This is a genomic window from Aquimarina sp. KJ22-3 (genome assembly GCF_055808215.1).
In genome coordinates this window covers 3,117,757-3,132,951 of record NZ_CM147859.1, presented here as the reverse complement: position 1 = coordinate 3,132,951, position 15,195 = coordinate 3,117,757, and the positions used below count along the sequence as shown (strand labels likewise).

6 protein-coding genes and 1 pseudogene are annotated in these 15,195 nt (G+C 37.0%); 6 read left to right on the top strand and 1 reads right to left on the bottom strand.

Annotation, left to right across the window (positions count from 1 at the left end; translation table 11 throughout):
* Position 1: 1 nt before the first annotated feature.
* The 6 genes and pseudogenes from AC0L3Q_RS14505 to AC0L3Q_RS14480 all read left to right on the top strand — a co-directional run bounded on the left by AC0L3Q_RS14505 (position 2) and on the right by AC0L3Q_RS14480 (position 14,779).
* Positions 2–4,156 carry a hybrid sensor histidine kinase/response regulator transcription factor gene (locus tag AC0L3Q_RS14505; protein WP_473280355.1) on the top strand — a complete coding sequence of 1,385 codons (4,155 nt, stop codon included), beginning with the start codon at positions 2–4 and terminating at the stop codon, positions 4,154–4,156.
* Positions 4,157–4,661: 505 nt separating this feature from the next.
* A complete protein-coding gene (locus AC0L3Q_RS14500) occupies positions 4,662–7,304 on the top strand; it encodes a glycoside hydrolase family 3 protein (RefSeq protein ID WP_473280351.1) in 2,643 nt (880 codons plus the stop codon).
* Positions 7,305–7,365: 61 nt separating this feature from the next.
* Positions 7,366–10,502 (top strand): annotated as a pseudogene (locus AC0L3Q_RS14495) (SusC/RagA family TonB-linked outer membrane protein).
* 2 nt (positions 10,503–10,504) lie between these two features.
* A complete protein-coding gene (locus AC0L3Q_RS14490) occupies positions 10,505–12,082 on the top strand; it encodes a RagB/SusD family nutrient uptake outer membrane protein (RefSeq protein WP_473280350.1) in 1,578 nt (525 codons plus the stop codon).
* 11 nt (positions 12,083–12,093) lie between these two features.
* The gene (locus AC0L3Q_RS14485; protein WP_473280349.1) at positions 12,094–13,293 is read left to right on the top strand and encodes a CIA30 family protein; all 1,200 of its coding nucleotides are present in this window, start codon (positions 12,094–12,096) and stop codon (positions 13,291–13,293) included.
* 94 nt (positions 13,294–13,387) lie between these two features.
* Positions 13,388–14,779 (top strand): endo-1,4-beta-xylanase, encoded by a 1,392-nt coding sequence (locus AC0L3Q_RS14480; protein ID WP_473280348.1) that lies wholly within the window; start codon positions 13,388–13,390, stop codon positions 14,777–14,779.
* Here AC0L3Q_RS14480 and AC0L3Q_RS14475 read toward each other — a convergent pair.
* A complete protein-coding gene (locus AC0L3Q_RS14475; RefSeq protein ID WP_473280347.1) occupies positions 14,771–15,151 on the bottom strand; it encodes a hypothetical protein in 381 nt (126 codons plus the stop codon). The two genes, AC0L3Q_RS14480 and AC0L3Q_RS14475, sit on opposite strands and share 9 nt — an antisense overlap.
* Between the last annotated feature and the right edge of the window lie 44 nt (positions 15,152–15,195).

The following is a 15,195-nucleotide window of genomic DNA, read 5'->3' as shown; positions in this document are numbered from 1 at the left end:
TATGTACATCAATAGGACCATATTTTCAATTTTCTCTTTCCTGTTATTGATGACTCATCTTTGGGGACAGGAGCCTTCTACAGATTTCAATTTTGTGTCCACAAAAGATGGAATTTCAAAAACAGCGGTGTCTACCATTATACAGGATCACTATGGTTTTATTTGGATAGGAACCAACGGAGCTGGGATTCATAGATATGATGGTATCGAATATATCTCATATCCAGATACCTCCAAAGATTCAGTATCCATAAATAGTAGTATGATCTTTTGTACGTATTTGGATAAGAACAATAGGTTGTGGGTAGGAACGGAAAGTGGTTTAAGTTTGTACGATAGAGGTCAGGATCGATTTAAAAATATAAGCCTAACCAAGGATGCAGATAATGGTTTTAATAACCATATGGCAGTGAGTAGCATTACCGAAGATCATGAGGGGAATCTATTTGTCAGTGTTTTTGAAAAAGGATTATTTAAGCTCGATACGGAAGATTTTGAAGTACATCATATTCCTAATATTGGTTTTAGTACAACCTCAAAAACCGGGATTTTGAATATTTATACCCTGAAAACAGATAGAAAGGGTAAAGTATATGCAGGTACTAATGTTGGTCTCAAAGAGTTTGATCCCGATACGCAAACGCTCAGACCTTCGTTGTTTTTGTCTAATCATGATTCTCAAACCATTCAAGAACCTATTCAATCCTTATTCATTAGTGAAGAAAATAACATCTGGATTGGGAGTTTATCTTCAGGGTTGTATAAAGTGAATAGACAAGAAGAGGATATAGAAATATTGCATTTACCCATAACTTCAAAGAGAATATTATCATTAGCGGTAGCATCCGATGGAACTATTTTGTGTGGAACAGAGAATGACGGGCTTTTTCATATTGACAAAGCAGGGAACGTAATCAAAAACTACTTGTTTGATAAAAAAGATGATAGCAGTATTCGTTCTAATTCTATATGGTCATTGTTCCTGGATAAAAATGATAGAATCTGGATGGGGTATTACAACAGTGGTATCGGAGTATATGACAAGTTGTACGATAAGTTTGAACAAATAGAAAGCCTGCCAAGTATTGCTAATTCTTTGGAAGCAAGTGCGGTTACGGGGATTGTACAGGATCAGAAGAACAGGTTTTGGATGAGTATGGATGGAGGAGGAATAGATATCTATGATCCGCAAACCTCAAAGTTTAAACATATCCATACAAAAAGCACGGATTTTTCAGGTTTAACTAGTAATGATATTCAAGCTATTTATTTTGATAGTAAAGAAAACCTATGGGTTGGTAGTTGGAACAGTGGCATATTTCTTTTGAAAAAAGGGTCACAACAATTTATCAACTTTAATCCAATAAATACCAATGGAGCACTAACTACTAATAGTATTTTGAGCTTTTCAGAAGACTCCAATGGTAAAATTTGGATAGGTACCTTTTATGGTGGATTATTATCTTATGATTATGATAGTAATGAGATTACACATCATAATAGTAAGACATTCATGCAGCAAAATATACACACAAGTTCTATTCGAAGAGTTCTTGTAGATCATAATGATCATATTTGGGTTGGAGCAACCACAGGTTTGTTTAAGGTAGTTCCAGAAGAACAAAATACCTATTCAATTGTCTCTATTCGGCAAAAGATGTCTCCAAAAAACCAAAACTCTCTGAATGCGAATCATATTTTATCTATTTACGAAAGTTCGGATCATATAATTTGGATTGGAACCCGAGGACAGGGATTGTGTAGGTATGATGAAAATCAAAATGCTTTTACATGGTATAATCAACAGAATGGTTTGCAGGAAGAAAATGTTTCTGCTATTATTGAAGATCAGGATGGTCATATTTGGGTGAGTGGAAATCAGGGAATTCATAAGTTGAATGTTCAAACCAATAAAGTTTCAGGATATAATGTAAACGACGGTTTATTATCTAATGATTATAACTTCAATGCGGTACATCGAGACGAATCCGGTAATCTGTATTTTGGGAATTATAAGGGAATCGATTACTTCAATCCTAGAAGTATCAAAATCAATACGAGTACGCCTAATCTATACCTCACCGGTTTTAAGTTATTTAATAAAAATGTAATTCCGAGCGAAACAGACTCACCGTTAAAACAGGTGATTTCTGAAACAGATAGCATTTCACTAACGCATACACAATCTGTTTTTACTATAGAATATGCAGGAGTAAACTATACGAGACCAGAAAAGAATCAATACGCGTATTATTTGAAAGGTTTGGAAGAATCCTGGAATTATGTAGGCAACATGAGAAGTGCTACCTATACCAATTTGGATTATGGAAATTATACGTTTAAAGTAAAGGTGGCCAACAACGATGGTGTTTGGAATGAAACCCCATTAGAATTAAAAATTACCATATTACCTCCCTGGTGGAAAACAAACTGGGCAATTGCTGCTTATGCGTTACTGTTTTTACTTGGAGTTTATTTGCTGAATACTCTAACTCAAAATAGGATAAAAGAAAAACAGCTCATTGAAAACGAAAGGGAGAAAAGAATAAAAGAGGAAGAGTTAAACAATAAAAAATTACAATTCTTCACCAATATCTCGCATGAGTTTAGAACACCTCTAACTTTAATCATCAATCCAATTATTGACATTATCAATAGTAAGAAATATCAATTTCCTGATGAAATAAGAGAAAAGCATCTTGTTATTCATAAAAATACAGATCGACTTTCCAGGTTGATCAATGAGCTCATGGATTTCCGAAAATTGGAAATGAATAAGTTAAGAGTGAAAGCGCAGCGTTTGGATATCATTGATTTTGTAGTCGAGGTGGTGAGTTATTTTAAACAAGAAGCATATCATAAAAATATAAGTTTAGGTGTAGAGCATAACGTGGATACCTTAGAAGGGTGGGTAGATAAAAGCATGATGGAGAAAATCATTTTTAATCTTTTGTCCAATGCATTTAAGGTTACTCCCGAAGGAGGAAATATTTTAATAGAAATCTATAGTAACACGCTCGAATCTGAAGAGAATACTGGCCAGCAGAATACTTTTGAAATTTGTATTTCTGACACAGGACCAGGACTCAAAAAGGGACAATTGGATAAGATTTTTGAGCGATTTTACCAGGTAAATAATCTTAACAAGTGGTATTACGGAGGTACAGGGATAGGGCTAGAGGTGGTGAGAGGATTAGTAGAATTACACAAAGGAAACATCCTGGTGGATAGCGAAGTGGGTAAAGGGACCACTTTCAAAGTAGTTTTACCTTTGGGGAATTCCCATTTTCAGCAGGATGAAATCATCCTTAGTAAGTCAGTAGAGGACAAACCTAAGATTGAAAATATAGTTTTGTCTGCTCCAAAGGAACTAGAGGAAGAGAAAAAACAAGAACCCAAAGAACATAGACTTCTTATAGTCGAGGATAATACCGAACTACGTAATTATCTCAAAAGAGAATTGATCGATCGATATAAAATTTTTACGGCTTCCAACGGTGCAGAAGGTTTGGAAAAAGCCAAAAATGAAATCCCAGATATAATTATTACCGATGTGATTATGCCAGAAATGGATGGTTTTGATTTTTGTGCCGCAATAAAGAATGATATTCAAACCAGTCATATTCCTTTGTTAATGTTGACTGCCAAAACCATGCATGAAGATCGTTTAAAAGGTATAGAATCTGGGGCGGATGCTTACTTGAGCAAACCATTTGATCTTAGAGTGCTAAAGTCACGTTTATCTCAATTATTGACCAGTAGACAACTGCTGTTTAATAAATACTTTAGTGCTATTGTTGATAATGATATCGAAACCAACACTACTTCTTTGGATAAAGATTTTATAGAGAAGGTGTTGAACTATATCAATGAGAATATTAATGATCCCAATCTTGGTGTAGAATCATTGGCCTATCAATTAAACCTAAGCAGAAGCCAATTTTATCGAAAAATCAAAACCCTGACTGGGCAAACAGCCAATCAATTTTTAAGAAATATCCGTTTGCAAAGAGCCAAGCAAATTCTTGAAAAAGGACATAATAATATTAGTGATGTTTGCTACCAGGTTGGATTTTCTTCACCATCATACTTTACAAAGTGTTTTAGAAATCATTTTGGTATCCTGCCGACAGAAGTAGAAACGGAACAATCCTAATCCTATATTTTCTTAACAAAGCCGAAAATTGAAATGTCGTTCAATTGGAAATTCTCAAGAATAAATAATAAGATACTCTCCATCCGTACTATAATCGTAACAATCGCTTACTATAATACCAATCATTGAAATAACAACAAAGGTGATCGGTACCATGTTTTACGGTTTCAAAATAAAGTCTTTGCCAAAGTGAACTAATCACCAATGCTCCTTTAGCAATAGCATTTATGTAGCCTTGTATTCTCATTCTGAAGCATCCCTTTGTTTACCTGGGGTTATGCAACAAATTTTGCAGTTAATGCTCTTTTTGTAGCATTATTTTTTCATATCCGTTTCTAAATTGTTAAAAAATTCAGGACTAAACAATAGCATGAAGAAAAAATATTCGAAGCTAAAGATTTTTATGGAGATTATGTTGATAGGAATCGTGTTTGGACTTCTTGTTTTGCTTTTGAGTTTTATGTCATGAAATCTTAAACAACAATAAAATAGGAAACAACAACCAATGAAAAAACTCTTGAAGCTTTGTAACGTAATTCTCCTAGCATTGCTATTGCAATTGGATATGGGATGTATGGCAAAAAAGGAATATGAATACAAATTTCAAAATCCAAAATTAGACATCACAGAACGAGTAAATGATTTAATAGATCAGATGACCCTTGCAGAAAAAGTCTCTCAGATGCGTTATGATGCTCCTGCGATTGATCGCTTGGGTATCCCTGCATATAATTGGTGGAATGAATGTTTGCATGGAGTAGCAAGAGCAGGAGAAGCCACAGTTTTTCCTCAGGCCATTGGGATGGGCGCTACATTTGATAAATCATTGATGTTTGAAATAGGTACGGTAATTTCTGATGAGGCTCGGGCAAAACATCATCGCTTTGTTAAGGAGAATAAACGAGGGATATATCAGGGGCTTACATTTTGGACTCCTAATATTAATATTTTCAGAGATCCCAGATGGGGGCGTGGACAAGAAACCTATGGAGAAGATCCATATCTCACTGGTAGAATGGGAGTGAACTTCATAAAAGGTTTACAAGGAGACGATCCCAAATACTTTAAGGTAATTGCTACTGCAAAACATTTTGCCGTACATAGTGGACCAGAAAAATCCAGACACGAAGACAATTACCATACTTCAGACAAAGACCTCAAAGAAACCTATCTACCTGCTTTTGAAGCAGCAATCAAAGAAGCCAATGTACAATCTGTAATGTGCGCTTACAATAGATATAGAGATGAAGCATGTTGTGGGAGTAACTTACTATTGAATGACATTCTTAGAAAAGAATGGGGCTTTGATGGGTATGTGGTTTCAGATTGTTGGGCGCTCAATGATTTTTGGGAGCCTAATAAACATGGATTATCCAAAGATGCTGTAGAGGCTTCTGCCTTGGCAGTCGATAGAGGAACAGACCTAAACTGTGGAAATGTCTTTGATCCCAATCTTACAGATGCTGTTTTAAAAGGAATCGTAGATGAAGCCAAAGTTGATCGAGCATTAGCCAGATTGATGGAAGCCAGGTTTAAATTAGGAATGTTTGATCCTGATCATATGGTGCCTTGGTCTGATCTTTCTTATGAAGTTGTAGGCAGTGAAAAGCACTATGCCTTGTCAGAGAAAACGGCAAAAGAATCCATAGTGCTTTTGAAAAATGAAAAACAAACATTACCGCTGGATAAGAATATTTCCTCGATAGCAGTTATAGGACCCAATGCAAACTCAAAACAAGTGTTATTGGGGAATTACCATGGTACTCCTCATAACCGAATTACCCCTTTAAAAGCAATTCAAGAGAAGCTGCCTAATGCACAGGTGCATTATGCCAAAGGAAGTAATATCGCAGAAGGATGGCCTTTACTGGAACCGATCCCGTCGAATGCCCTTAAAAATGGAAGTAACCGTGGGTTAAAAGGAGAATATTTTGACAATCAAAAATGGGAAGGAACTCCAAAATTCACTAGAAACGATAGTGTAATAGATTTTATATGGATGCCCAAAAAACCAATTGATGGTTTGGTTTCGGATGAGTTCTCTGTAAAATGGACAGGACAATTGGTAGCCCCAAAAACGGGTAAGTATCGAATTGCATTACGAGCCAGCAGTGGAGGGAAATTTTATGTCAATGACACTTTAAAGTTTGAGTTCAGTGATGACCATGAACCTAAAACTAGATATTTTGATGCTGATTTGACCCAAGGGGAAGCCAAAGATATAAGAATAGAGTTTTTTAATTATCATACAGATCCACAGGCGCAATTAGTGTGGGCGCACATGGATGAAGATTTGCTATCAACAGCTATAGAACTGGCTAAAAAGTCTGAAGTAATAGTACTATGCTTAGGGCTCTCGCCTGATATTGAGGGAGAAGAAATGCCAGTGGTACTAGAAGGATTTGATAAGGGGGATCGATCAGAGATTTCTTTACCAAAATCACAACTAAGGCTTATGAAAGAGGTAGCCGCTCTTGATAAGCCTATAGTTTTGGTTTTAATGAATGGAAGTGCATTGGCTGTAAATTGGGCTGATGAGCATATACCAGCAATTGTAGAATCTTGGTACCCAGGAGAATTTGGAGGAAAAGCCATTGTAGATGTGTTATTTGGGGATTACAACCCGGCGGGTCGCTTACCGGTTACCTTTTATAAGTCTACAGAAGACCTTCCGGATTTTAAGTCCTATGATATGACCAACCGTACCTATAAGTACTTCAAAGGAGAGCCTCTGTATCCTTTTGGGCATGGATTATCCTATACCAATTTTACCTATGATCACCTGGAAATCCCTGATGAGGTCAAACTTAATGAAGATATTCCAATTACTGTTGAGGTTACCAATACAGGGAAGAGAGAAGGAGACGAAGTGCTACAGCTTTATATATCTCATAACGTCCAGGATGAGAATGCTCCGGTACATTCGTTAGTGGGTTTCGAACGGATTAATCTGAGTGTAGGTGAAACCAAAAAAGTAAGCTTCAAAATTACCCCAAAGCAATATGCTCGTATTACTTCAGAAGGAAAAATTGATATCACTCCCGGATCAATTCAATTTCATGTAGGAGGAAAACAACCTAACCTAAAAACCACTCCCAAGGGAGCAGAGTCAATACAGGTACTTACAAAAACAACCACCCTTAAATAAGCAGAAATATGAAAACAAAAATTGCTATACAACAGTTTATTAATAATCAAAAATCACACTTATGATCAAACTCAAACTTGCAATTATTGCAATACTCATAATTGGAATACAACCCGTTTTATCGCAAGGAGATCGTATAACTGGTATGGTAACAGATCAGAACAACTCGCCATTGCCAGGAGTTACTGTGTTGGTAAAAGGAACCAGCAACGGTACAACTACAGATTTTGACGGGAACTACGAGTTAAATGGAGTTTCAAAAGGAAACACTATACAATTCTCATACCTGGGAATGGAAACCGTAGAAAGAACCTACACCGATTCAAAACGCATCAACATCGTCATGACTCAGGATGCCACCGATTTGGATGAAGTCGTATTAATAGGATACGGAGAAAGTAGTAAAAAAGACTTAACCTCTGCAATTTCTACCATCAGTGCAGAAACGCTAGCAAAGCAAACTATCCCCAATATTGATCAGGGAATTCAGGGGTTAGTTTCCGGTGTTACCGTTACCCGAAGTTCTGGACAACCTGGAGGAGCAGTTTCTATACGGGTTAGGGGGATCACATCGGTTACAGGAACCAACGAACCTCTTTATATCATTGATGGAGTAAACGTAACCAATGCTTCTACGCAATCTTTCAATTTTTCTCGTTTTGGAGGTACAGGAGGGCAAACAGCGGTAAGTCCACTTTCTGCGTTAAATCCAAATGATATAGAATCTATAACAGTACTAAAAGATGCATCCGCGGCTGCCATTTATGGAGCTCAAGCATCGAATGGAGTAGTACTGATTACCACAAAACGAGGAAAGGTAGGAAAAGCCAAAATTAGTTACGAAACCTACGGAGGAGTACAGTTTGCTCCAACTTTGATTGATATAATGAACCTTAGAGAGTATGCTGAGTATACTAATGAGGCCAGACAAACACCATCGGTAAATCTTCCGCCGCTTCCTCAATTCGAGGATCCTAGTATTTTGGGAGAAGGGACAGATTGGCAACGAGCTATTTTTCGAGCAGCACCTATCACAAATCATCAACTGTCATTATCAGGAGGTAAAGAAAATGCAAAGTTTTATGCTTCGATCAATTATTTTGATCAGGAAGGAATTGTCATCAATTCTGGGTTACGAAGATTTGGAGCTCGATTAAATTTGGATTACAAGGTAAATGACTGGTTGAAATTTGGACATAATATTAATTTGAGTAATTCTCTTGAAGAGGTGGGGTTAAACGATTCTCGAAATGGTACCATTACTACAGCTCTACGACAAACCCCCGATATACCCATTAGAAATCCAGACGGAACCTTCGGATCTCCAGATAATGTGCTGGGTAATACTGCTGCATTAAACCCGGTAGCATCTGCAGAAATTAGGAGTAGTACGCTAGAACGATATAAAATTAATGGGAACCTATTTTTAGATTTTCAACTAGCAAATAATTTAAGTTTTAGAACAGATCTGGGGTACGATTACAATACAGCAAAGACCGAAAGTTTTTTCCAACCTTTGATTTTGGATCTATTAAAAATGATACCAATACAGCATTTAAGTCAGCAAATGAGGGTTTTTATTATCTGTTTAAAAACTACTTGACCTATTCACCACAATTTGGAGATCATAGATTTAGATTGTTATTAGGGGCCGAGGCGCAGAAGAGCCAATTTCAAGGCTTGTCAGGACAACGATCAAATTTCCCAAGTAATGAGGTGGATGGTTTAAATACAGGTGACGCCGAAGAATCATTGGTAGAATCTTTCGAAGGGTCTAGCACTATTGCGTCTTACTTTGGTAGAATCAATTACAATTATTTAGACAAGTATTTGCTATCCGCTTCTGTACGATATGATGGATCTTCAAAATTTGGTCCTAATAATCGTTGGGGAGTTTTTCCATCGGCTTCTGCAGCATGGGTAGTGAGCGAAGAACCTTTTATGGAAAGCGTTTCCAACGTATGGGATTACTTCAAGATAAGAGTAGGATACGGTACCAGTGGAAATCAGCAAATCAATGATAACCTTTTTAGAACCTTGCTTAGAAATGTAAATACAGCTTTTGGGAGTGGATTTAGTGCAGCAAACTTCCCAAATGCAGATGTAGCCTGGGAATCGTTGATTTCACCTAACCTGGGAGTAGAACTAGGTTTTTTTAATAGTAAAATCCGATTGGATGTAGATGTATATAGAAAGACATCAAAAGACTTTTTAGCTATTCAACCCTTACCAGGCTTTTTAGGAAGTTTGAACTCCTTGTCTTTTATCGGTATTCAACCTCCGGTGTTGAATTTCGGAGAAATGATCAACGATGGTATTGATGTGAATTTATCCACAAAGAACATTAACAAAGAACATTTTAGTTGGGATTCTAACATTGTCTTTTCCTTATATCGAAATGAAATCAGAGAACTATCCAATGATGATGATGCCATTATAGGAACGATACAAGACGAAGATGTTATTGCTGATTTAACAAGATCACAAGTAGGACAACCCATCGGAATGTTCTTTGGTTTTGTAACCGATGGTTTGTTTAGATCGCAGGAAGAATTAACCAATGGCCCTATTCCTGCAGAAAGCTCTATTAGTGAGGCCAACGGAACGTGGCTAGGAGATATTCGATTCAAAGACCTGAATGATGACGGTGTAATTGATGCCAATGATAGAACATTCATCGGGAATCCACATCCGGACTTTACTTTCAGTATTACCAATAACTTTAGATACAGAATGTTTGACCTGTCTATCTTTCTTCAGGGATCATATGGGAACGATATTTACAATTATACCAGAGTTTTTACAGAGGGAATCAATCGTTTCAATTCTAATCAAGCAGCTACTGTTATTGATCGATATAGTGCCGCAAACCCTAACGGAAGCTTACCAAGGTATTCTGATGGTGATAGAAATGGAAACACAAGAGTGTCTGATCGTTTTATCGAAGATGGTTCTTATCTCAGGATACAGAGTGTAACATTGGGGTGCACATTGCCAAAAGACACATTTGGTAAAAACAACTTTTTTGATCGGGTACGAGTATATACAATTTTACAAAACATATATACACTAACGAATTATTCCGGTTATGACCCAGAAGTAGGTTCTTTAAATCAAAGTGCATTACTGAAGGGAATTGATTTTGGTAGATATCCAGTTCCAAGAACTATTACTCTTGGACTTAATGTTCAATTTTAATTATGAAAAAGGAAAATAATATGATGGGTATGAAAAATAGTTATAAAGTTTTTACACACGTTTTGATGTTGATCTTTCTCGCTTCTTGTGGAGACGATTTTTTAGAAGTACCGGTAGTAGATACGATTACCGAGGATAATTTTTATATGACCGATGATCAATTACTAGCTGGTGCAAATACACTATATGGTCAGGCCTTTTTTACCACCAATGACAAGTTTATGTATTCTTTGGATATGTTGGCGGGTAATTCTATAGGGTTCGAAGCTGATGCGCCTTATAAACTGTTTGCGGTGGGAGTCAATAACAGAACACTTTTAGAAGGCTGGGAAGGTTTTTACAAAGGAATAGCAGATGCCAATCAACTATTAAAGATTATTGACCAAGGCTTAAGTCCTGATATTTCTGAAGAGGTTAAAAATCAGGTAGAAGGAGAAGCTCGATTTGTAAGAGCTTTTGCATACTTCTATTTGGTCAGGTTGTGGGGAGAGATTCCTGTGATTGATCAAATTACAGCAGATACCTCTACAAGGTACCGTTTAAATACAGTACCTAGTATCTACGCCTTTATCGAAAGCGATTTGAAAAAAGCTGCAGATCTATTACCGCTTAATCCTTCGGATCAACGTCGAGTAGGGAAAACAGCTCCCTGGGCATTTCTTGCAGAAATGTATCTGACCTTAAAAGACTATGAAAACGCCAGAGCATATGCAAAAATGGTTATCGATAGTGGATTACATAGTCTGCAGACTAATTATCAGGATCAATTTATAAACCCATCGCTAAGTGTAAACCGAGAAGGGATTTATAGATGGGTTTGGACTTCGATCAATGGATTGTGGGGGATTCAAAATACCAATCAGGCGTACTTGATCGATGATGATGATTTGGTAGGGAACAACGGAGCTTTTGGTTCTGTAGCTCCAAGTATAGATTTGTTTTTGGCGTTTGACAAGGTAGCAGATCCCGGAGAAGAGGATTTACGTCGTAAATGGATCATTATGGAACCCGGGCGACAGTATGATGAGTTAAAAACTGTGGATGGAGGGTATACTTTTCCTGAAAATGGAGATAACTCGGCCACCAAAATTCGATATCGAAAATATGTGGTGGGCTCTCTAAATGAACATCCTAACGTATTTTTTATGAGAACTGAAATGAGTACTCAACTGATGAGGTATGCAGATATCTTATTGATATACGCCGAAGCTATTTTAGGAAACGGAGCGTCTACTGGAGATGCACAAGCCATAGAGGCGTTTAATCAGGTGAGAAGAAGAGCTGGTCTTGCAGAAAAAATGATGATCAGCAAAGAGGATCTCATGAATGAGAGAAGAATAGAATTGGCCTTGGAAGCTGGTAAATTCTGGCTGGATTTGCTGCGAATGGATAGAGCCATGGCAAGAGATATTATCAGAGTACAGAACAGAGGTACGGCAAATAGCCTAGTGCCATTAGATACCGATCCTGTGTTTGTAACCGATATAGATAACGCTAATTTTCTTTTCCCTATTCCAGCGGCGGAGTTATCATTTATTGACACAACAAGTCCAGCGGTAGATTATGTAATTAATGATTAATACGATACATCATGATAAGAAATAATAAATCAAGATTTTCTATCTATAACTTACTGGTTTTATGTTTACCATTATTGGGATTCATAGTATTATCCTCTTGTGAGAATGATAGTAAAGAAGAAACCTTTGGAGATCCTGTAATCTCAAATATATTATCGTTGGGAGATGACCCAAGGATCAATTCGGGTTTCCCAGACGTTCTAGTAAGAGTAGAAGGTAGTGGTCTAAGCAATATGAAAGAGATCATTTTTGATGATAAAATTAATGTAGGCTTTAATACTACTTTGAATTCTGATGTGGCACTTTTTTTTAATGTTCCCTTTGATGTAGATCTGGGAAGTCGTTTTGGAAATCAAAATGTAACCTTTAAAAATCAGTTTGGAACTACGGTGTCTACAGAATTTGAAATCATTCAACCAGAACCTACTTTAACTGTTCAGGATACTTTTGCTCCGGATAAAGCCGAAGCTGGTGTTGAAATTCGAGTATTTGGAGATTGGTTTTTTAATGTTGAAGATGTTTTGATCGATGGAGAATCGGTGGGAGGATTTACCGTGGTTTCTCCGCAAGAACTCACCTTTATATTCCCAGAAGGAAAAACCGAAACTACAGAATTTACTCTGGTTACTGCTGCCGGATCCGTCTCAAAAGATTTACCAATTCTTGGAGGTATTGTTGAAATTTTGATCACAGATTTTGAAGGAAACGGAATTCCTAGTATCAATGATGATTATCCTTCGGATTGGTTTAGCTATGGAGACAACATGTTCCGTATTTCAGCTGGAATTGGAGCGGACGGAAGTACAGGAGCCGAAATTGTATGGGATGATACGGGTACTGATCCTTTTACGGGAAGCTCACACCAAAGCATTGCGTCGGTGACAACTTCTACAGATGCCGAGAATGCATTTTTGATCATTGATATTAACGGAGATGGTTTTCCAGGAACAGTGATGGAATTTGTTCTGGAAGATGATCGAAGTAATTGGCTATTCAAAGTTCCATTGGAAGGTACAGGATGGCAAACCTTACGATTAAGAATGTCTGATTTTGGTTTCAGTTTTGATCCTGGTAATCAGAGTAATGGTGATGTAAATCCATCTACGATTATAGCGGTAAAAATGCAGATCAGCCACGAAGGAGGAGCAGGAGTAGTTCCGTCTGGATACAAATATGATAATATCAAATTCGAAGTTTTAGAACTGGAATAAATAAGTAGTAGATTAATAAAGACAGTAATACAAACAGGGAGAAAGGAATTCAACTTTTGTTGTAAGACCTTCTCCTTGTAAATCTCAAAAAAATATGTTACGAATAAAAGAATTAAGTAGAATACCTTTCCTGGCAGTGGTATGTTTTGCCATGATATTTTTTGTCTCATGCTCTGGTGATGATCATGATCAGGGGCAGGGGACAGTATCATCGCCAGTTGCAACGGCAGCCTCAGAAATAGCTTTTACCAGTTTTAGAGCAAATTGGGATCCGGTATTTAGAGCAGGAGAGTACCAATTGGATGTCTCAGATAATGCAGGTTTTTCTTCATTTTTGCAGGGGTATGAAAACAGATCAGTGAATCAATTGTTTGAAACCGTGTCAGGACTAGCTCAAAACACCCAATATTATTATAGAGTACGAGCTGTTGTGGATGGAGGAATCTCGGGAAATTCGAATATTATCAATGTAAGTACCGATACCGAAATTGCTGCTGATGTCACATTGAAGCAAGCAGCAGAAAATAATTTTCTAGTTGGCGTAGCCGTTTCTGCCGCTAGGACTCAAATAGTTGCCTATGATGAGGTGTATAAAAGAGAGTTCAATAGCATTACTGCCGAGAATGATATGAAAATGGCTTCTGTATTTACGGGCATTGATGGGTCAGGTAATATCATTTATGATTGGAGTAAAGTAGATGCATTGATCAACTATGCTGAAACGAATGGTATGAATGTGCATGGTCATACTTTGATTTGGCATCGTAGCGTACCGGAAGCATTAGAAAATTTTGCAGGAACAGATCAGGAATTTGAAGATTTGATCGAGCAATATATTAATGCGGTGTTTACCAGATATAAAGGTAAAATCAACTCTTGGGATGTAGTAAATGAAGCTATTGACGATGATCCAGGCGTACAATGGAGAAATACCTTGTTTTTGCAAAGAATGGGGGAGAACTATGTTCAAAAGTGTTTTGAATTTGCAAGAGCCGCTGATCCAGATGTAAAACTGTTTTATAATGATTACAATATGACTTTTGATGCTACCAAAAGAGGTAAAGTGTTGGCGATGGTAGATAATTTGAAGGCTAGCAATTTAATTGACGGAGTAGGATATCAAATGCATATAGATTATAATTTTCCAAGTAGACAAGAAATACAGGATGCTACCGACGAGTTGGTTGCAAAAGATGTACTTATACATTTTGCAGAACTTGATGTAAAAGTAAACGCTGCTGATGATTTAACTGAATTCACTGTAGAGCGATCTATGGCCCAGGCAGCAAGGGTAGCGGAGATAGTAGAGATATTTGATGGTATTCCACAAGCTCAAAAGTATGCGATTACGCTTTGGGGACTTAAAGATGATGATACATGGTTGATTCCAGAAAATAATGGCAGACCAGAATGGCCACTTTTATTCGATGCCTCTTTCGAGAAAAAAGAAGCTTATTTTAGTTTTATAAGAGTATTGTTAGACTGATGCTGCTTTTTTAAGCAATGCATCTTTCCATCGTAGAGCTTCAATCATAGAAGAAAAGTACTTTAAGTCTTTTTTGTAGAAAGAACCCTCTAGTTCAGAAAGCAATTTTTGTCTGGGGTTCTTTGATACTACAGCGATACCAAGCATGTTATCGATCTTTTTGGTTTCGTGGTATACGGTGGGATTCACTGCGTATGAGTGTATTCGATTAGAGATGTACACAAAGTTTCTGTTGTTAAAATGGGTATTTACAAATTCTAATAGAATCTTGTTATGCTCGGGTAAAACCAAAAAACCAGAAGAAATAGTATTGGTGAGGTAATTTTGATGAACTTCGACCGTAGTAAAACCTAAATCATAGTATTTTATCATTTTCAATAATGAATTACTATATCTAAGTATGGCTAATGTGCCTT

Coding starts and splice junctions, on each gene's coding strand:
- AC0L3Q_RS14505 (WP_473280355.1), top strand. CDS start 2: ATGTACATCAATAGGACCATATTTTCAATTTTCTCTTTCCTGTTATTG.
- AC0L3Q_RS14500 (WP_473280351.1), top strand. CDS start 4,662: ATGAAAAAACTCTTGAAGCTTTGTAACGTAATTCTCCTAGCATTGCTA.
- AC0L3Q_RS14490 (WP_473280350.1), top strand. CDS start 10,505: ATGAAAAAGGAAAATAATATGATGGGTATGAAAAATAGTTATAAAGTT.
- AC0L3Q_RS14485 (WP_473280349.1), top strand. CDS start 12,094: ATGATAAGAAATAATAAATCAAGATTTTCTATCTATAACTTACTGGTT.
- AC0L3Q_RS14480 (WP_473280348.1), top strand. CDS start 13,388: ATGTTACGAATAAAAGAATTAAGTAGAATACCTTTCCTGGCAGTGGTA.
- AC0L3Q_RS14475 (WP_473280347.1), bottom strand. CDS start 15,151: ATGATAAAATACTATGATTTAGGTTTTACTACGGTCGAAGTTCATCAA.